Raw genomic sequence first — 19,640 nt, forward strand, 5'->3', positions numbered from 1 at the left:
TCAAGCCGGCGCATCCGTTTGCGCCGGAAAGCTAAGCACCACCATGAAGCTGCCCGCGCCGCTATAGCCGAAGCGCAACTGGCCGCCGTGGGCGCGCATGACTTCCTCGACGATGGACAAGCCCAGACTGGCGCCGACGCGCTCGCCGCCGCGCGGAGAAAACGGCTTGCGGATGCGCTCCCACTCGGCTTCGGGAATGCCGGGGCCGTCGTCGATGACGCGCAGTTCGATCTGCTCGTCCTTGCCTTCCAATTGCACATGCAGGAAACTCGCGGCGCCGTATTGCAGCGCATTGCCGAGCACGTTCTTGATCGCTTCGCGCAAACTGACGGCGTCGCCCATGATCAGGCAGGGCTGCTCCGGCGCTTCCACGGCGAGGTCGAGCCGGCGCTCCTGATGCGACAGCATGTCGGCCATTTCCTGGCGCACCAGTTGGGCCAGGTCGATGCTTTCCAGGGCGACGGTATCGCTGCGGTGCTGCACCATCGCATGGTTGATCAACTGGTTGATCAGGGCGCCGAGATGGCGCGTGCGGTCGCGCAGCCGCTCAAGATGATGGCGCCGTCCTTCTTCGCTGCCTTGCACCGACAACAACTCCATCTGCGAAATCAATGCCGTTACCGGCGTGCGCAACTGGTGCGCGGCGTCGCCGATGACGCGGCGCATGGTGGCGCGATGCACCGCCAGCCGTTGCATGAAGGCATTGATCGAACTGACCAGCGCATGCGTTTCGACCGGCACGGTGATCGACAGCGGCGACAGGTCGTTGAGGTCGCGTTCGCGGATCGCCGCTTCGATTTTCTTCAATGGCGACAGCGCCTGGTAGAGCGTGAACATCGCCGCAATCAGGGTCAGCACACCCATCGCAAGGATCACCAGCAACGCGCGCGTGCCGACGCTCTTGGCGAACGAGAGGCGGGCATTGTTGGTTTGCGCCAGCACGATGACCGCCCACGGATGATCGCCCGCGACCGGCATGCGGCGGCCGATGACGGCCATGCGCACGGGCGTGTCGAGGTAAGCGCCGTCCTGCAGCAACGGTCCGTCTTCCAGCTTGTTCCAGGGAATCTCCGGTTTGAAATCGGGATCGCCGGCTACCGTGCGGCCGTCCGGATCGACCACGACATAGAACACCTGGTCGCCGGCGGTGAGCATGGAGAAGGCCGCCAGCGGCACGTCGACGTTGACGGCGCCGTTCTGGTACCAGGTGTTTTCGGCGATCTGCAGCGCGCTGCCGGCGAGGATGCGGTCATAGGCTTCGTTGGCCGCGAGCTGGGTGGAAATCCAGATGGCGACCAGCAGGACGGTCGAGCTGACGGTCAGCACGATGCCCACGCGCATGACCAGCCGCGTGTACAGCGAGCGTCCCGCGATGATCATGGCTGATGCGCCGCGGCATCGGCGCCGGCCGGCAGCAGCACCAACTGATAGCCGAGGCCGCGCAGCGTGCGGATTTCAAAACCGGCGCCGGCCAGTTTCTTGCGCAGGCGGCCGATATATTGTTCGACCGTATTGGCATTGGGCGTATCGTCGACGCTGAACAGGCGGTCGATCAGTTCATCCTTGGCGAAGATGCGGCCCGGACGGGCGGCGATGATCTCGAGCAGCGTCACTTCGCGCCGCGTCAATTCCAGCGGCAGGCCGTCCAGCGCGGCGGTGCGGCTCTTGCGATCGATGGTCAGGTTGGCGCAGGTCAGCAGATTGGTCGCCTCGCCGCCGCTGCGCCGCAGCAAAACCCGGATGCGCGCTTCCAGCTCGCGGAAATCGAAAGGCTTGATCAGGTAATCGTCGGCGCCGAGGTCGAGCGCACGCACGCGTTCCTCGATTTCGGCGCAGGCGGTCAGCATCAGCACCGGCGTGGCCAGGCCCTTTTCGCGCACGCGCCTGAGCAGCGAAAAACCGTCCTGCTGCGGCAGCATCACGTCGAGGATCAACAGGTCGTAAGGATCGGTGACGAGCCGGGCAGCGTCGTTGCCCTTGCTTTGCCACTCCACCGTATGGCCGATGCGCGACAGGTGGGCGACGATCGCCTCGGCGACGTCGGCCGTGTCTTCGACCAGGAGTATGCGCATTGGAGAGTCCGGGTAATTGGTTATGTCAGTTTCGTTACAGCTTGCGAGATTAGCATTCTTCACAGAATTTATAAAAGCACCTTCAGGAGATATCGTGAAAATTGATCAGGCAGCCGCGCTGCAGTCTTCCTCCACGCCTGTGGATCCTTCCAGGCCCTTGCTGGAAATCGACAACGTCACCCTGCAATACAAAACCTCCGACTCGCTGGTCACTGCGACGCAGCAGGTCAGCTTCAACGTCCATCCGTCCGACCGCTACATTTTGCTTGGCCCGTCCGGTTGCGGCAAGTCGACCCTGCTCAAGGCCATCGGCGGTTATCTGCAGCCGACCAGCGGCAAGATCCGCCTGAAGGGCAAGGAAGTGACCCAGCCCGGTCCGGACCGCATGATGGTGTTCCAGGAATTCGACCAGTTGCTGCCGTGGAAGACCGTGCGCCAGAACGTCGAATTCGCGCTGCACGCCAGCGGCCGCCTGCAAGGCAAGGAGGCGTCGGATCGCGCCTCCTACTACATCGAAAAGGTCGGCCTGGCCAAGTTCATCGACAGCTATCCGCACACCTTGTCGGGCGGCATGAAGCAGCGCGTGTCGATCGCGCGCGGCATGGCGATGGAGCCGGACGTGCTGCTGATGGATGAACCCTTCGCCGCGCTCGACGCGCTGACGCGTCGCAAGATGCAGGACGAACTGCTGCGCCTGTGGGACGATACCAATTTCACGGTGCTGTTCGTCACCCATTCGATCGAGGAAGCGGTCCGCATCGGCACCCGCATCCTGCTGCTGTCGCCGCATCCGGGTCAGGTCAGGGCCGAGCTCAACAGCATCCCGTCCGAAGAAATGGGCACCGCCAGCCAGGCCCAGCTTGAGCAGCGCATCAACGACATGCTGTTCGCGCATTGAAAAAAATAGAGAAAAGAGAGACATTGCCATGAGCAAAAACCACACGCTTTTCGTGCGTCCGGAAATCATCGTCGAGCCGAACCGCAACGCCATCGCCGAAGTCCAGCGCCCGCTGTCGGCGTTCGAGTCGATCTATCGCATCGGCTGGATCCGCAAGACGGCGATCCTGCTGGTGCTGGCGCTGATCTGGGAGGTCTACGGCCGCTGGCTGGACAATTCGCTGCTGTTCCCGAGCTTCAGCGAAACCCTGCACGCTTTCCTGAGCGGCATCAGCAGCGGCGTGTTGCTGCAACGCGCCGCCGTGTCGCTGCAAACGCTGCTGATCGGCTACGGCCTCGGCATTCTGCTGGCCGGCTTGCTGACCACGGTGGCGATCAGCTCGCGCATCGGCAACGATTTGCTCGAGACATTGACGTCGATGTTCAATCCGCTGCCGGCGATCGCCTTGCTGCCGCTGGCGCTGATCTGGTTCGGCCTCGGCACCGGCAGCATCATTTTCGTGCTGGTGCACTCGGTCCTGTGGGCGGTGGCGCTGAATACGCACGGCGGTTTCCGCTCGGTGTCGAACACCTTGCGCATGGTCGGGCAGAACTACGGCCTCAAGCGCTTTTCGCTGGTGCGTTCCATCCTGATCCCGGCGGCTTTTCCGAGCATCCTGACCGGCCTCAAGGTGGGCTGGGCGTTTGCCTGGCGCACGCTGATCGCGGCCGAGCTGGTGTTCGGCGTCTCGTCCGGCACCGGCGGCCTGGGCTGGTACATCTTTGAAAACCGCAACCAGCTTGAAACGGCCAATGTGTTCTCGGGATTGTTCTTCGTGATCATGATCGGCCTGTTTGTTGAAAACCTGATTTTCGCCAACATCGAAAAAAGGACGATTCATCGCTGGGGCATGCAACACTAATTCTTAAAAACGATATAAATCGACACCTTCCAAAGGAGACTACATGAAGCGCAGACATTTTTCCAAACTGATGATGGCCGCAACGCTGGGCCTGTCCATGCTGGCCGCGACTGTTCCGGCCCGCGCCGAAGCGCCGATGGTGCGGCTGTCGCATGGCTACGGCTTGCTGTACCTGCCGCTGATGGTGATCCGCGACCAGGGCCTGATCGAGAAGCATGCCAAGGCGCTCGGCCTGGGCGACGTCAAGACCACCTGGGCGCTGCTCGACGGCGGCAACGTGATCAACGACGCGATGCTGGCCGGCAACCTGGACATTGCCGGCACCGGCGCGCCCGGTTTCATCACACTGTGGTCCAAGGCGCACGGCATTCCGCGTTCGGAAGTCATCGGACTGGGTGCGTTGAGCACCTCGCCGCTGTGGCTCAACACCAATAATCCGAACATCAAGTCGCTCAAGGATTTCACTTCCAAGGACAAGATCGCCATCCCCGGCATCAAGACCTCGCTGTCGGCGGTGCTGCTGCAAATGGCTGCCGCCAAGACGTTCGGCATCGAGAATTACGCCAAGCTCGATCCGTTCACCGTCAGCCTGAGCCATCCGGAAGCGCTCGGCTCGCTGTTGTCGGGCAAGACCGAGATCACGGCGCACTTCACCTCGCCGCCGTTTTCCTACCAGGAAGTCAAAGATCCCAAGATCAAGCGCGTGCTGAATTCTTCCGATGTCTTGGGCCATATCACCATCGACGTGGTGTTCGCGCTCAAGCAGTTCACCGAAAAGAATCCCAAGCTGACGCAAGCCTTCATGGAAGCACAGGAAGAAGCCAACGCCTACATCGCCAAGAACCGCAAGGGCGCGGCCGAGACTTTCCTGCGCGTGTCGAAGATGAAGCTGACGCAGGATGAAGTCGAGAAGATGCTGGCCGATCCCGATACGCAATTCACCACCACGCCGGAAGACATCATGCAATACGTGGTGTTCATGGACAAGGCCGGCACCATCAAGACCAAGCCTGCGGTGTGGTCGGATCTGTTCGTTCCTGCATTCAAGACGCGCAAAGGCAGTTAATCAGACGTTCCGGTTCCGGAATGTCCGATGGAAACGGGGCGTGCACGGTGTGCCGCCCCGTTTTTTTTGCAGTCGCGTTGAACATCCTTGTCGGTTCTCGCTTCCTTGTCGTCCTGACGAAAGTCAGGACCCGGCGTCGTATCGGTCGCTTTAAAGATACCGGGTCCCGGCGTTCGCCGGGATGACGGTGAAGTTACTCGCCGCGCTTGTTGGAAAACAAGCCTCAGCCGTAATAAGGAAACTGTTCCGACTGATCCATGAAGGCATGGTAATGCACCACAACACCGGCGTCGCGCAAGCTCAGTACAGCATAGGCGGGCGGCTCCATCGACGTCGTCGCCGGGCCGGTCAATGCGAAATCGAGCGCGTGCTGGTGATTGGTGCCGGGTACGGTGGCGAACGGCGTGCCGTACCAGGTGCCGCCCGAGGGACGATGCACATGGCCGGAAAACATATAACGCACGTTGCCGTGCTTCCTCACCAGTGCGCGCAGGTCAGCTTCTTCGCGCAGGCGTATCCAGTCCATCGAAGGCAAATCCAGCTCGAACGGCGGATGGTGTGAAAACAGATAGACCTGCCGTTCGCCGGCTTCGGCCAGCGTGCGATCCAGCCATTCCAGGCGATCGGCGCACAGGCGGCCTTCGTGGGTGCCGGGTTCTTTGGTGTCGAGGAAAACCAGGCGCGCCGCGCCGGCGTCATGCACGCCCTGGACGAAGCCGTTGCCGTCGACCGGCGCATCGGCAAAGACCTTGCGGAATGCCGGACGCTCGTCATGGTTGCCGAGCAACAAGCGCACCGGCAATGCCAATTCTTTCAGGCAGTCGGCCAGGATGCGGTACGAAGCTTCGTCGCCGTCGTGCGCGAGGTCGCCGGTGAGGACGCACAGGTCGGCGTCGGGATGATGCTGGTTGACGTGGGCGACGCAGGTGCGAAAGCGCGTCACCGGATCTTCGCCGAACAGCAGGTTTCCATCCGGCGTCAGATGGATGTCGGTAATTTGTATGACTTTCATCGGGGAATATTCTTAAATCTTGAAAGAGGTGTCAGCGGATTCCCGCACGCAGGAAAGCCTGGATGAATTGGCGTTGGAACACGAGGAAACCGGCCAGCAGCGGCGCAATCGCCATCAGCGTGGCGGCGCTGACGATGGAAATGTTGACGCCGCTTTCCGGCGCGCCGAACAGCGACAGGCCCACCGTCAGCGGCCGCGTCGCCGGCGAGTTGGTGACGATCAGCGGCCACAGGAAATTGTTCCAGTGCGTCGCGACCGACACCAGCGCATAAGCCAGATATACCGGCCTGGCGGCCGGCACGTACACGCGCCACAGCACGCCGAACCAGCCGCAGCCTTCGATGCGCGCGGCTTCTTCCAGTTCGCGCGGGATCTGCATGAAAGCCTGGCGCAGCAGGAAGATGCCGAAGGCGCTGGCCATATACGGCACCGCCATGCCCAGCGGCGTATCGAACAGGCCCAGGCGCGTCACCATCGCATAGTTCTCGACGATCAGGATTTCCGGCAGCACGAACAATTGCAGCAGCACCAGCACGAACACAAGGTTCTTGCCGGCGAACTGAAAGCGCGCAAAGGCGAATCCGGCCAGCGTGCAGAGCGTGAACTGGCCGATCAGGATCAGGCTGACCAGCACGAAGGTATTGAGGAAATAGCGCAGCCACGGCGCCGCCTGCCAGGCCTGGCGGAAGTTGTCGAGGATCAGCGGCGCGCGCCAGTCCAGCCCCAGGGCGGCGCTGGCGGTATGGAAGGCGGCCCACAGCGCAAACAGCAGCGGCGTGATCCACAGCAGCGCCAGCACCCAGGCGCCGACGGTGTCGACGATGTTCCAGAAGCGGTCGTGGGCGGCGGCAGCCGGAGCGGAAAAGGTGGCGGTATTCATCGGTAATGGATGCGTCGGTCAAAGAACATGAATTGCAGCGCGGCGATCAGTCCCAGCGCGGCAAGCACCAGCACGGTCATCACGGCGGCGCCGGCCTGGTCGAGATAGGCGAAGGCCATTTCCCAGATCCAGTACAAGATCAGCTTGGAGGCGTTGTCGGGGCCGCCCTTGGTCAGGATGAACAGATGGTCGATCAAACGCACCGAATTGATCAGCGCATTGATCAGTACGAACAGCGTGGTCGGCATCAGCAGCGGCAGCAAGACGCGGCGCATATATGCCCAGCGTCCGACGCCTTCGATGCGCGCGGCCTCGCGCAGGTCCGGCGGAATCGCCTGCAGCGCGGCGAGATAAAAGATCATGAAAAATCCGGATTCCTTCCAGATCGTCACCGCCATCACGGACCACAATGCCGTGCCGGACTGGCCGAGCCAGTTGGTCGGCCCGATGCCGAACAATGCCGTGACATGATCGAGCAGGCCGAGGCCGGGCGTGTAAAAGAACAGCCACAGGTTGGCGGCGGCGATCATCGGCAGCATGGTCGGCGTGAAAAAAGCGGTGCGCACCAGCCCGCGTCCGCCGATGCGGGCGTTGGCCCACAAGGCCATGCCGAGCGCCAGCGCGATCGATACCGGGACGGTGACGCCGGCATACAGCAAGTTGTTGCCGGCGACTTGCCAGAAGGTCGGATCGGCCAGCAGGTCGCGGTAATTGTCGATGCCGTTGAACACGCTCGGGCGGCGCGCCGTGCCGCGTGAAAAAAAGCTGCTCCACAAGGTCGCGAGCATCGGATAGAACGCGAACAGCGTCAGCAGGATCAGCGAAGGCGTCAACAGGCCCCAGCCGAACAGGTTGTGCAGACGGCGTTCGGCCGGATTGGCCGACGCTATGCGAGATGTTGCTTGGTTCATCAGGATCTTGTCCGGTGGTCGGATTTTTCGCCATCGTCCCGGCGCACGCTGGGACCCAGTGTCGTGACGACCGTCGCTACGACACTGGGTCCTGACTTTCGTCAGGACGACGGCATTGCAAGGAACTGGCAGTAAGGTTTCAGCAGGCGTTCGGCCGCGACTTGCGCTTCATCGAGCGCCTGCTTCAACGTCTTGGCGCCGGTCAGTCAGGCATTTTCCTGTTTTGCGCTGTCGTCCCAGCGCACGCTGGGACCCAGTGTCGTGACGACCGTCGCTACGACACTGGGTCCTGACTTTCGTCAGGACGACAGCGGTACAAGGTTTGCAGCTTGTCAGCGATTAACGGTAAGGCTTCAACAGGCGTTCGGCCGTGGCTTGCGCTTCATCGAGCGCCTGCTTCGAGGTCTTGGTGCCGGTCAGCGCGGCTTGTACGGCATTCGACAAGGCTTCACGTACGCGCGCGGTCTGCTCGGTCGAGAACTCCGGGATCGCTACCGCCAACTGGTCGCGCGCCACCAGGGCCTGCGGGAATGACTTGGCATAGTCGCGCAGGGCCGGCGTGTTGTACGAGGCCGGGCTGGTGCCGACATAGCCGGTGGCGATCGACCATTGCGCGGCGCGTTCCGGCGCCGTCATCCAGCGCACGAAAGTGACCGAAGCGGCTTGCTGTGCGGGCGTCGAACCCTTGAACAGGTAGAAGTTGCCGCCGCCGACCGGCGAACCGGGCTGCTTGTTGGCCGGCAGCATGGCGACGCCGAAATCGAACTTGGCTTCCTTCTTGACGGCCGTCAGGTTGCCGGTCGTGTGCCACATCATCGCGGTCTGGCCTTGCACGAAAGCCTGGCGCAGCGTGCCCCATTCAATCGCGCCGGCCGGGCTGACGTGATGCGTCGCGGCCAGCGAACGCCAGAATTCCAATGCCTCGACGGCGGCCGGCGTGTTGAAGTAGACCTGCGTACCTTCCTTGTTCATCAGCGACACGCCGTTCTGGATCGCGAAGGCCTGGAACATCCAGTACGGATAACCGGTCGACGGCACCATCAGGCCGTACCTGTCCTTGCCGGTCAGCTTGGCGGCGGCGGCCAGCATTTCCTTCCAGGTCTTTGGCGGCGCATCCGGGTTCAGGCCGGCGGCGCGGAACATGTCCTTGTTGTAGAACATCACGATGGTCGAGCGCTGGAACGGAATACCCCAGACATGGCCGCCGATGGTGCCGTTGGCCATCAGGCCGGGGTAGAAGCTTTGCAGCCAGGCCTTGTCTTCGGCGCTGGTGGCGACCTTGTCGAACGGTTCGATCAGGTTCTGGTCGATCAGGTCGTAGGTGTCGAGCGCGCCGAGCACCGACAATTGCGCAGGCTGCCCGCCCTTGATGGCCGACAGCGCGCGCACGCGGGTTTCGTCATAGTTGCCGGAGTAGACCGCCTTGACCTTGATCTCCGGATTGGACTTCTGGAAGTCGTTGATCATGCCGTCGATCACGTCGGTCAGCGGGCCGCCGACGGCGATCGGGTAGTACATGGTCAGTTCGGTTGCGGCCGACGCCGACGATGCTGCGGTCAATGCACCGGCAAAAATTGCCGCCAGGGCTGTTTTTTTGATGAGTTTGCTCAGCATTGCTGTTCCTTTTTGAGGGAGGTTCATGTTGAAAAGCACAGGGTGATTCTTAAATTGCGAGCGGTGCGGCGTCTTGCGCCACGCGTACGTGAGCGGTGGCAGCCGGACCGGATGGCGGCGACAGGCGGCGTCCGTCTTCCGCCGCAAAGACATGCATATGCGCGGGATGCCATCCCAGGCCGATGCGGTCGCCGAGTTTCAGGCCGGTCTTTTCGGGACTGCGCACGATGATGCTGTCGCCGCCCGGCAGGTCGAGGTAGATGTAGGATTCCGCGCCCTGGAATTCGACGCCGGTCACGGTGCCGAACAGTTCGGTGGAAGACGGCGCGACGATGTGGAAATGCTCCGGCCGCACGCCGATCAGGTAGCCGGCGGCAACGTCATCGGCGGGAACCACGCCGGCTTGCAGCGCCGCCGGGAGTTTCTCCGCAGCCATCAGCATCATCGGCGGGCTGCCGATGAAGGCGCCCGAGAATGCGTTGGCGGGCGTCTCGTACAACTCTGAGGGCGTGCCGCTCTGGACAATGCCGCCGCCGTTCATCAGCACGATCTTGTCGGCCATGCCCATGGCTTCGGTCTGATCGTGCGTGACGTAGACCACGGTCATGCCGAGCCGCTGTTGCAGCGCGCGGATTTCATGGCGCACCGAATGGCGCAGCTTGGCGTCGAGGTTGGACAGAGGTTCGTCCATCAGGCAGATCGAATGGCCTGCCACGATGGCGCGCGCCAATGCCACGCGCTGGCGCTGGCCGCCGGACAATTGCGCCGGCTTGCGTTGCTCCAGTCCCAGCAGATTGGTCAGCGCCAGCGCGTCGTGCAGACGCTGGCGGCGTTCGGCGGCATGCACGCCGCGCACCTGCATGCCGAAGCAGATGTTCTCGGCGACGTTCAGATGCGGGAACAGCGCATACGACTGAAACACCATCGACAGGCCGCGCGCCGACGGCGCGGCGGCGGTGACGTCTTTGCCGTCGATCTCGACGCGGCCGCTGTCGGGCGTCTCCAGTCCCGCCAGCAGGCGCAGCAGGGTCGATTTGCCGCAGCCGGACGGGCCGAGCAGGGCGACCAACTGGCCACGCTCGAATTCCAGGTCGAGCGATTTGATGACCTGGTGCGCACCCCAGGATTTGCTGATGCCGCAGAGGCGGATGGCGATGTCGTTCATGGTCATTTTCCTGCGGCGATGGCGGTCATGGCCGAGCCGGTTGCGGCGGTATCCGCCGATGTTGTCGCGGCCGATGCCGGGTCGCTCGCAAGATCGGCGTCGCGCTCCAGCGAGGTGATGACGACACGCGTGTTGCCGGCCAGCATGGCGGCCAGCGTCGGGCTCAGGGGACTGTCGGTGACCAGGATGTCGGGATCGGACAGATGCCCGCCGCGAACCGGCGCCTGGCGGCCGAACTTGGAGTTGTCGGTCACCAGTATCTGGGTGCGGCAACTCTCGCGCAACGCATGGCGCGAACTCGATTCCATGCGATCGAAGTCGAGCAGCGTGCCGTCGGTGTCCACGCCGCCGACGCCGTAAATGCCGAAGTCGGCGCGGAAGTTGCGGAACAGTTTGTCGGCGTCGCTGCCGAGGATTTCCGGATTGGGGAAGCGCAGCGTGCCGCCCGGCACGATGACCTGGTTGTTCTGGTTGGTCGATAGCGCCAACGCCGCGCGCAGGTTGTTGGTGATGACGGTGAGGTGATCATGCTTGGCCAATGCCAGCGCGACCTGCTCGGGCGTGGTGCCGATGCCGATGAGCACGCTGCACGAATTGGGAATGAGTTTCGCCACCACCGCGCCGATCTCGGCTTTTTGTTCGAGATTGTTGATGCGGCGCATGTCATAAGGCTGGTTGCGCGCCGACAGGATCAGCTCGGCGCCGCCGTGTCGCCGGCGCAGGATGTCGGCATCGCACAAGGCGTTGATGTCGCGCCGGATGGTTTGCGTGGTGACGGCGAAATGCTCCGCCAGCGCCTCCATCGTCATGAAGCCGTGTTGACGGAACAGCGCAATGATTTCGTTGTGCCGCAGCGAAGCGGGCTTGGCGACGGACTTGGCCGCAGGATTCGCCGACATGTTCACTTATCCACTCACTCGTTCATTTGAAAACGTTGTGAATGTTATCTGTCGATTGTTACCGGATCGTGACGTTCATATGAATGTATTTGCGTTTTCATATCGTCACAACGTCATGGCGATGTCATATATCGAAGGCATAGTTCGCAGCAGTTTTACCACTGCTCGTACTTTTCCTTTTAAACTTTCCTGAAGACCATTCATGAAAAAATATGCTCTCGCCATTTCGCTCTCCGCCGCCGGCATGTCCGTTTTCGGAGGCGCTCATGCGCAAACCACCGGCGCCTCATCGGGCGTCACCATCTACGGGATCATCAATCCCAGCCTGACCTATACCGACAAGGTCGCCAACGCCACGCCCTCCAATCCCACCGGCACCGGTGCGCGTCTGAGTATGGACACCGCCGTGGCGCAGGGATCGCGCATCGGCTTCAAGGGTGTGGAAGACCTGGGCGGCGGATTGAAGGCGCTCTTCACGCTGGAGAACGGCTTCAACGCCGACACCGGTCAACTGGCGCAAGGCGGCCTGTTCTTCGGCCGTACCGCCATCGTCGGCCTGTCGGGCGGCATGGGCACCGTCTATCTCGGCCGCCAGAAGGACTATATCGACGATCTCTCGTCCTACAACGGCGCGCTCGATTTCGGCAGCCTGGTCAACAACATCCACGCACTGAATCTCGACCGCACGCAAGGTTCGCGCGTCAATAATTCGGTGCGCTACAACTCGCCGGTGATGGGCGGCGTGACGCTGAGCGCGTTGTACGGCTTCGGCGAGCAGGCCGGATCCACCGGCGCCGGACAGTCCTTCGGCGTGGGCGGCAGTTACAGCAACGGTCCGCTGTCGTTCGGCGCGGCCTATTTCCAGAACAAGCTGACGGCGACAAATACGTTCACCGGTTCGAGCGATTCCGGCATCGCGCCGGGCGCAACCACCGGCAGCATCGCCAGCACCTCGCTCAAGACCTTCCTGATCGGCGGCTCCTACAAGCTGGGCGACGTGCGCATGTACGGCTCGTTCTCGCAGGTGAAGCAGCCGCTGGCGGTGGCGGCAGGCGCGGCGATGACCGGTTTCACCGCAGCCAGCGGCGCGGCGTTCACATTCGGCGGCGTCAACAACAGCAAGGTCAATCTTGTCGATTTCGGCGTCAACTATAACGTCACGCCGACCACGCAATTGCTGGCCAACTTCGTCACGACGCGCTCCAAATTCGTCGGCGCCAAGGATGGCAAGGCTTCGCAGGTCTCGCTGGGCGTGGACTACTTCCTGTCCAAGCGCACCGATCTCTATCTGTTTTACGCCAACATCCGTTCCTCGGACATGTTCAACCCAGGTTTGTATGTCGCGCCAGGCGCCAGCAATACCCAGAACGTGCTGACGGCCGGTATCCGTCACAAGTTCTGATCCGATCGCGGAGGTATCGATGAGCAAGATATTGAAAAACGCAATTTGCGCCGCGCTGCTCGGCATGTCGCTGGCGGCGGGCGCCGATCCGCTGATCGCCGCGCACCGCGGCGGTACCGGCGACGGTCCGGAGAACACCATTCCGACGCTGCAGAATTCGCTGAAGCACGGCGCCGACATCCTGTGGATGACGGTACAGGTGTCCAGCGACGGCGTGCCGGTGCTGTATCGTCCGGCCGACGTCTCGGCGCTGACCGACGGCAAAGGGCTGGTGAATACGCTGACGGCGGCGCAACTGATGGCGCTTAATGCTGGCTATATGTATGGCGAGACCGATGCCGCCGGCAACAAAAGCTATCCCTATCGCCAACAGCCGGTGAAGGTGCCGACCTTGCGCGATGCGCTGCGCGCAGTGCCGGCGTCCACACAGATCCTGATCGACATGAAGCAATTGCCCGCCGAAGCATTGGTCTCGGCAGTCGCCAGAGTCGTCGAGGAAGAAAATGCCTGGCAGCGCGTGCGTTTCTATTCCACCGATGCCGATGTCATCGCCTTGATGGCGAAGCAGCCCAAGGCGCGCGTATTCGAATCGCGCGACGCCACGCGGGATCGTCTGGCGCGCATCGCGTTGAACGGCGGCGCCTGCGAGGCGCCTCCTGCAGCCGGCACCTGGTCGGGCATCGAGCTGGAACGCAAGGTCAGGGTGGTCGAGAAGTTCACCCTGGGCGAAGGCGTGTCGGAAGTGGTCGCGCACTGGTGGACGCCGGCGGCAATGAAATGCTTCAAGACCAATCCTGACGTCAAGGTCGTCGTGTTCGGCGTGGATTCACAGGCGGCTTACCGCACTGCGCAGCAATTGGGCGTGGATGTGGTGATGACCGATTCGCCGGTGAAGATGAAAGCCCTGCGCGAAGCCGCGAAGTAAAAAGAACGGCGGATGTGAAAAAAGCGGGAAGGGCGCAAGCCGCTTCCCGCTTTCTATTTGAACCGGTCCGGTCAGGCCGGCAGCGGCACCGCCAGCGACTTCTTGCGATACAGCACCAGCGTGGCGATCAGGCCGCACACCGCCGCGAAGCTCATCCACAAGCCGGGTGCGCCCTTGTCGTGGGTCAGTTCGATCAGGCCGGTGGCGATCGCCGGCGTGAACCCGCCGAAGACGGCCGTCGCCAGGCTGTAAGCCAGCGAGAAGCCGGCGGTGCGCACGTCGACCGGCATGACTTCCGTCAGCGCCACCACCATTGCGCCGTTGTAGCTGGCGTACAGGAAAGACAGCCACAGTTCGACGATCAGCATCTTGGCGAACGTGGCATCGCCGACCAGCCAGGTCATCGCCGGATACGCGGTCAGAATCGTCAGCAGCGTGAACACGATCAGCAGCGGACGGCGACCGACGCGATCCGACAGCGCGCCCATGATCGGCAGCCAGATGAAGTTGGAAATGCCGATGCAGAAGGTCACGATCAGCGCATCTTCGGTGCTCAGCTTGAGCACGTTCTTGCCGAAAGTCGGGGTGTAGACCGTGATCAGGTAAAACGACACGGTGGTCATCGACACCAGCATCATGCCGGCGATCACCAGTTTCCAGTTCTCCAGCATCGAACGGAAGATTTCGGAAAGGCTGGGCTTGCGTTTGCGCGCCATGAATTCTTCCGTTTCCTGCAACGAACGGCGGATGACGAACAGTACCGGCACGATCATGCAGCCGATGAAGAACGGCACGCGCCAGCCCCAGTCGCCGACCTGCGCCGGCGTGAGCGTTTTGCTCAGGCCGTAGCCGAGCGCGGCGGCGACGATGATCGCCACCTGCTGGCTGGCGGATTGCCAACTGACGTAGAAGCCCTTGTTGCCCGGGGTGGACATTTCCGCCAGATAGACCGACACGCCGCCCAGTTCCACGCCGGCCGAGAAGCCTTGCAGCAGGCGGCCGATCAGCACCAGCGCCGGCGCCAGCAAGCCGATGCTGGCGTAGCCCGGCACGAAAGCGATCAGCATGGTGCCGATCGCCATCAGCGCCAGCGTCGTGATCAGCCCGCGGCGGCGGCCGACGCGGTCGACATAGGCGCCGAGGATGATCGCGCCCAGCGGACGCATCAGGAAACCGGCGCCGAAGGTCATGAAAGTCAGCATCAGCGAGGCGAATTCGTTCCCGCTGGGGAAGAAGGCTTTGGAGATATAGCTGGCGTAGAAACCGAACAGGAAGAAGTCGAACATTTCCATGAAATTGCCGCTGGTGACCCGCAGGACCGTGGCGAATTTCGAGGAGGGAGCTGAAATTTGAGAGGTCATAATATGTCTCTGTTATGCCCGAAGGTTCAGGCTATGTGTTTTCTGAGCAATGCGTCAGGCGTGCGGATTTTCTTGTTTTACGCCGTGGCAGGGAGTCTATCCCAACCGTCCTGTTCATAGCTTTCTAACAGCTTTCAAGATGCGTTTATTTTGTCAGCCTTGCATGCGCCTATGCTGACAAAATGCTGACAAAACGCTAATTGAATGGCGGGATGGATAAGTATATGCAGCCGGTGTGTCGGTGCAACGACGCAAAAAAATAGGCCGCGTGAACCCTTTCGGGTCGACACGGCCAAGTTGCGGCAGGGAGGAACGCTTTTTAGTTGATCTTGACCCACCCTGAAAGTAGCTTGTGTGAATTGCCGATGGCTTCCTGGGCATCCGTCAGCCGCTTGAAATACTTATTTTCGTAGTTGATTGGCGACAGCCGCCTCGTCGCGGTCAAGGCATTGCGCAAGTATTATTTTGTCTTGGGCAAGTTGCTGGGACGGATGCTGGCGTCGCAGGTGAAGCGGTCTTGACCGGAGGGAGTGCGTAGTGGGGGTAACGGTTTATTTGATAAATATTCGTCATGCACTCCTGGCGGATATGGTTTGCGATCGTCAAAATCAATGCCAGGGTAAAGAGGATATTTAGTAACGTCATTGTCAAATTTCCCCTTCGCATATTCCAATGTCTTCACTACATAAAATCCATCCTTGGCGACGAGGATGGAGTAGTTTTCTGAATCTACAGAAGGCGTCTGTCCATTCATATAGACCTTCCCTTTGAAGGTGCGTCCGCCATCGGTCGAATAAATTAAGGAGGAGTCACATCCGCGATTGCCACATGGCCCGGGTCTGGCTGATGGAATGACGACGTTAGTCCCGCTCGGATCGTCAATGATCAAACGACCCCGATAATATTCAATACCGCCCCGTCCCAATTTGGTGTGGATATTTTCTTTCAGATTGTTGTAATACGTGTCGCCATAACATTGATCGTAGTTCTCCAGCGAAATGAAGCGGTTGTTATCGATGTTGTAGATGACTTGTGGGGCAACGTCATACTGTGGTGGCAGGGCCGGTTTTCTGTATTGATCGGAGCGGTAGTAGGCCTCCTGATTGACGCACGCCGTTACGCCGATTGCCAGCAAGACAGCGCTGATCGTTTTTAGTACATTCATCATCTTTTCTTTCAAAGTTGTTGTTGCCTTCATTACGCCCCGCCATACGTTTTATTGCTCTTGATCCGTTCTTCATCGGCCTTGCGGATTTGTTCACTGACCGTCTCTGGATCAAGTCCTGCCGGCTTGGGCGGCACAATCATTTCTCCTTTAGAGAAGTACCGATCCTCAAAGCTGGTCCAATCGGCCAGATGGATGAGCCGGGACCAATGCTCCCTGTTGTAGCTCTCGGCATAGCCGATGGGTAGGTCGTAGGCCACCACGCGCTTCATGAATTCGACGTGCATGGGCATGGTGCTGTGGTTAGTGGGCATCGGATACCAGTTGGTGATGCGTTGTTGCATTTCTTCTTGTGTTTCCAGTTCGCGCTTTTTGCCGCCGGGGCTGTAGACGTCGTCGCGGTCTATCCAGGCTTCGCGCCTATAAATGGACGTGTGATACGGAAAATCAGGCTCTCGATATTTTCCGGTCTCTGGATTAATCGCGCCCCAACTATCGGCGGTTTGCAATGATTGATCAAAGTAGACATCGACACTCACTTCTTTACCATCGCGATAGATTTTTTTTGTTTCGACAACCCGACTCATCTCCTCGGCCGTCAACGGATTAGGCACCTTCTCCGCATTAATGGACACCATCTGATCCTTGGGCGGTTCGGCCCACAGTTTGGCAAACACGGCGATGGTCTTGTTCTTGTTCCAGAAGTCGCTGGGCAAGACGCCCGGCTCCGGATCGGATATCTCCGGCAAGGTGCCGAAGGGCGTCAGGGCCGGTTCGTCGCCGCAGGGCATGCCGCGCGCCATCATGCGTTGCTTGACCACGTCCTGCATGCCAAACAATGCGCCGCCGGGGATGCTCTGCCAGCCGATGCTTTGCAGCGGCGTAGATCCCATGACGCGGTCGTGCGGGTTGAAGTAGTTATAGAGTCGTCCGTGGTTGTCGCGCTCGGGCGTGCCGCAAGGGTGGACAATGTCGGGTTTCCAGAAATGCATTTGGCCGCACTTGGTGGCGCCAACACGCAGGCAGTCGAGCCGCTTCTTATTGAAGAACTGCTTATTTGGCCGCAGCTTGTCGACAACGGCCTGCAAGGTGCGCAGCCGCGCGCCGTCGGTGGGACGATCATTGCCGATAGCGACGGTATCGGTGAACTTGTCGGTCAGTGCATAGGGCGAGTTCATCAGCATGACGGCATCGGGAGGACGCTTCTTGCATAGCAGGGTGGCGGCCAGCGCGATCATGGTGCCCTGGCTGTGCGAGAGCAGGGTCAAGCTGTTCAGGGATTGTTCGCGGATGGTGTCGATCAGGTTGGCCAATCGTTGGGCGGCGTGGGCGAAATACTCGCGTGGCGGCGCATCGTTGAGTTGCCGCTCGACCTCGGTATTCAAGTGCTGCATGTCGAAGCCGAGCACGTGGCGACTGAAGCCTTTCTTGTCCCACAACTGCTGCAGGTTGTTGGTGCCGTTCTGGAAGGGGCCGCCGCCCCAGTACCAGAGGTTTTCCATCTCCGGATTGTTGTCGTGGCCGTGTGTGGCGTAGTCCAGTTGGTCGGGATTCTTGAGGGGAATGCGCCACTTGCCCTTCTCGCTGTCCTGGGCACGGTAGCCCCAGTAGAAGCGGATGACGGGGGAGCGGCCATCGTTGTCGGGATCTAGCTTACGACGGATAGGCTCTTCTGTTTTTGGATCTTGGGTAAGGTATTTATTTGTTTTTAGGTCATCCCGATTAAGCCGTTCATTCAGTCCTTGGCACAAGGCATCTTCGGCCGCGTCATACCACTCCCCTTCGGAATTGACTCCGTGCACAAAGATAACGATGCCGGGCATGCTGATAGGCAGATCGGCGCGGGCCCATACCTGATAGCTCTCCGGCGTTTCATAGGATTTCCAGTTGAAATTGCCGAAGGTATCCATGGTGCGCTCACACGGATTCATTGCGTCGGGATGTTGGTAGTCTGACTTTGCCGGTTTGCCGTCGAAGCAATTTGTTTCAATGGGGTAGTTCACAACTGCCATATCAGTTTCCTTTCACTATTCGATCTGTAGATACAGACTGCGGAGCACTTCGGTCGCGTTTAGTCTGTGTGTGGACAAAGACGATGCTTGCCATCATTGGCAGGGATGCAAAAACCTATTTCTTCTTGGGTAGGTTGCTGGGACGGATGCTGGTGTCGCAGATAAAGCGGTCTTGGCCGGAGGGAGTGCGCAAATTGGGAAGAGGTTTTTTCGACGTAGAAAAAGTCTCGCCGCTAATTCCCTCTGGATAAGGGCTGCGATTATCGAAATCAAGACCCGGAAAAAGTGGATATCTTCGTACATACGAATTAAACTTCCCTTTCGCATACTCCGATGTCTCCACCACATAAAAATCATTCTTGGCGACGAGGATGGAGTAGTTTTCGGAGTCCACAGACGGCGTTTGTCCGTTCATATACACCTTCCCTTTGAAGGTGCGTCCGCCATCGGTTGAATAGATCAATGAAGAGTCGCAACCTTTGTTACCGCACGGACCAGGGCGTGCGGAAGGAATGACCACGTTGCTTCCGCTCGGATCATCAATGATCAAACGTCCCCGATAATATTCAATCCCGCCGCGTCCCAATTTCGTGTGGATGTTCTCTTTAAGATTGTTGTAGTACGTATCGCCATAACATTGATCGTAGTTCTCCAGCGAGATGAAGCGGTTTCCATCAATGTTGTAAATGACTTGCGGAGCAACGTCATACTTTGGCGGAGCGGCTGGCTTCTTGTATTGATCGGAGTTGTAGTAGTCATCCTGAGTGACGCATGCCGTCACGCTGACGGCCAACAAGGCCGCGCCGACCATTTTTAATACAGTCATCATGTTGCTTGCTTTCGTTGTCTTTGTTGTGAGAAGAAAATTCATGCGCATGTCAGCCATCCTCGAAACGTTCGCTCAATAAGGTCATCCCGCGTGCGACTTCATTTTGGTAAGACTGGTCCGACCTTGATCGTCGGTAGTACCGGTGGCGGTGGTGCCATCGGGCCAAGGCGGATAAAGCATCGATGGCGGATGGCGTGATCCTGGAGCCGGCGTCCTTGCCGAGGTAGTCGGCGCGCTGTAATTCCTGCGGATGGGTGAGTTGGATGGTGATGCGATACGGTTCGCCCAACTTTTCGACGGCTTCGAAGGACACCACCGACAGTAGTGCCGCAGAGGCGGTGCCGGGGACCGTGACGTGGTAACGCTGTTGACCTGACGCTGCACGAGCGAGCGCGGCGGCTTGATTGGATTGTGTGTTCATCTCTTGCATTCCTTCGAGGTGTCGTCGGGGTGACGTTATCGAAGGCTCATGCTAAAAGACGGTGAAAAATATTTATATAGAATATTTTTTGAAGTTTTCGGTTTTTT

18 protein-coding genes are annotated in these 19,640 nt (G+C 60.1%); 5 read left to right on the forward strand and 13 right to left on the reverse strand.

Going from position 1 to position 19,640, the window contains the following annotated elements; genetic code table 11:
* Entirely contained in the window at positions 1 to 1,380 is a 1,380-nt protein-coding gene (locus tag RV1423_RS02490) for a sensor histidine kinase (RefSeq protein ID WP_034292774.1), read from the reverse strand.
* Entirely contained in the window at positions 1,377 to 2,072 is a 696-nt protein-coding gene (locus RV1423_RS02495; RefSeq protein ID WP_034292775.1) for a response regulator transcription factor, read from the reverse strand. Before RV1423_RS02495 ends, RV1423_RS02490 begins: the two co-directional genes overlap by 4 nt.
* 94 nt (positions 2,073 to 2,166) lie before the next feature.
* Here RV1423_RS02495 and RV1423_RS02500 point away from each other — a divergent pair, with 94 nt between their 5' ends.
* From RV1423_RS02500 to RV1423_RS02510, 3 genes are read left to right on the forward strand one after another with little or no spacing between them, the layout of a single operon-like run.
* Positions 2,167 to 2,970, forward strand: a complete 804-nt coding sequence (locus RV1423_RS02500) for an ABC transporter ATP-binding protein (protein WP_034292777.1) — start codon at positions 2,167 to 2,169, stop codon at positions 2,968 to 2,970.
* A gap of 28 nt (positions 2,971 to 2,998) precedes the next feature.
* On the forward strand, positions 2,999 to 3,871 hold the full coding sequence (locus RV1423_RS02505; RefSeq protein WP_034292779.1) for an ABC transporter permease: 873 nt from the start codon (positions 2,999 to 3,001) through the stop codon (positions 3,869 to 3,871).
* A gap of 43 nt (positions 3,872 to 3,914) precedes the next feature.
* A complete protein-coding gene (locus RV1423_RS02510; protein ID WP_034292781.1) occupies positions 3,915 to 4,937 on the forward strand; it encodes an ABC transporter substrate-binding protein in 1,023 nt (340 codons plus the stop codon).
* A 223-nt stretch (positions 4,938 to 5,160) separates the two neighbouring features.
* On the opposite strand, the gene RV1423_RS02515 is transcribed toward RV1423_RS02510, so the two are convergent.
* The 6 genes from RV1423_RS02515 to RV1423_RS02540 form a co-directional block, all read right to left on the reverse strand.
* A complete protein-coding gene (locus tag RV1423_RS02515) occupies positions 5,161 to 5,949 on the reverse strand; it encodes a phosphodiesterase (RefSeq protein WP_034292783.1) in 789 nt (262 codons plus the stop codon).
* Between the two features lie 31 nt (positions 5,950 to 5,980).
* Positions 5,981 to 6,829, reverse strand: a complete 849-nt coding sequence (locus RV1423_RS02520; protein WP_051516429.1) for a carbohydrate ABC transporter permease — start codon at positions 6,827 to 6,829, stop codon at positions 5,981 to 5,983.
* Positions 6,826 to 7,740: a carbohydrate ABC transporter permease gene (locus RV1423_RS02525; protein WP_051516430.1), complete on the reverse strand. Its 915-nt coding sequence runs from the start codon at positions 7,738 to 7,740 to the stop codon at positions 6,826 to 6,828. The genes RV1423_RS02520 and RV1423_RS02525 overlap by 4 nt, the downstream gene beginning before the upstream one ends.
* A gap of 339 nt (positions 7,741 to 8,079) precedes the next feature.
* On the reverse strand, positions 8,080 to 9,354 hold the full coding sequence (locus RV1423_RS02530; RefSeq protein ID WP_034292785.1) for an ABC transporter substrate-binding protein: 1,275 nt from the start codon (positions 9,352 to 9,354) through the stop codon (positions 8,080 to 8,082).
* Between the two features lie 49 nt (positions 9,355 to 9,403).
* Positions 9,404 to 10,519, reverse strand: a complete 1,116-nt coding sequence (locus RV1423_RS02535; RefSeq protein WP_051516431.1) for an ABC transporter ATP-binding protein — start codon at positions 10,517 to 10,519, stop codon at positions 9,404 to 9,406.
* 2 nt (positions 10,520 to 10,521) lie between these two features.
* A complete protein-coding gene (locus RV1423_RS02540) occupies positions 10,522 to 11,418 on the reverse strand; it encodes a DeoR/GlpR family DNA-binding transcription regulator (RefSeq protein ID WP_051516432.1) in 897 nt (298 codons plus the stop codon).
* 202 nt (positions 11,419 to 11,620) lie between these two features.
* Here RV1423_RS02540 and RV1423_RS02545 point away from each other — a divergent pair, with 202 nt between their 5' ends.
* Entirely contained in the window at positions 11,621 to 12,820 is a 1,200-nt protein-coding gene (locus RV1423_RS02545; protein WP_034292787.1) for a porin, read from the forward strand.
* 19 nt (positions 12,821 to 12,839) lie between these two features.
* Positions 12,840 to 13,745, forward strand: coding sequence for a glycerophosphodiester phosphodiesterase family protein (locus RV1423_RS02550; RefSeq protein ID WP_034292789.1), 906 nt, complete (start codon positions 12,840 to 12,842; stop codon positions 13,743 to 13,745).
* A gap of 71 nt (positions 13,746 to 13,816) precedes the next feature.
* On the opposite strand, the gene RV1423_RS02555 is transcribed toward RV1423_RS02550, so the two are convergent.
* The 5 genes from RV1423_RS02555 to RV1423_RS30925 all read right to left on the reverse strand — a co-directional run bounded on the left by RV1423_RS02555 (position 13,817) and on the right by RV1423_RS30925 (position 19,533).
* Positions 13,817 to 15,106 carry an MFS transporter gene (locus RV1423_RS02555; protein ID WP_051516433.1) on the reverse strand — a complete coding sequence of 430 codons (1,290 nt, stop codon included), beginning with the start codon at positions 15,104 to 15,106 and terminating at the stop codon, positions 13,817 to 13,819.
* A gap of 460 nt (positions 15,107 to 15,566) precedes the next feature.
* Complete coding sequence (locus RV1423_RS02560) at positions 15,567 to 16,304, reverse strand: hypothetical protein (RefSeq protein WP_034292793.1); 738 nt, start codon at positions 16,302 to 16,304, stop codon at positions 15,567 to 15,569.
* Positions 16,304 to 18,283 carry a DUF3274 domain-containing protein gene (locus tag RV1423_RS02565; RefSeq protein ID WP_051516434.1) on the reverse strand — a complete coding sequence of 660 codons (1,980 nt, stop codon included), beginning with the start codon at positions 18,281 to 18,283 and terminating at the stop codon, positions 16,304 to 16,306. The genes RV1423_RS02560 and RV1423_RS02565 overlap by 1 nt, the downstream gene beginning before the upstream one ends.
* Positions 18,284 to 18,398: 115 nt before the next feature.
* Positions 18,399 to 19,160, reverse strand: coding sequence for a hypothetical protein (locus RV1423_RS02570; protein ID WP_155835003.1), 762 nt, complete (start codon positions 19,158 to 19,160; stop codon positions 18,399 to 18,401).
* 1 nt (position 19,161) lies between these two features.
* Positions 19,162 to 19,533, reverse strand: a complete 372-nt coding sequence (locus RV1423_RS30925) for a hypothetical protein (protein WP_034292798.1) — start codon at positions 19,531 to 19,533, stop codon at positions 19,162 to 19,164.
* Between the last annotated feature and the right edge of the window lie 107 nt (positions 19,534 to 19,640).

It is taken from the genome of Herbaspirillum sp. RV1423, from assembly GCF_000577615.1.
In the GTDB taxonomy this organism is placed as follows: Bacteria; Pseudomonadota; Gammaproteobacteria; order Burkholderiales; family Burkholderiaceae_D; genus Herbaspirillum.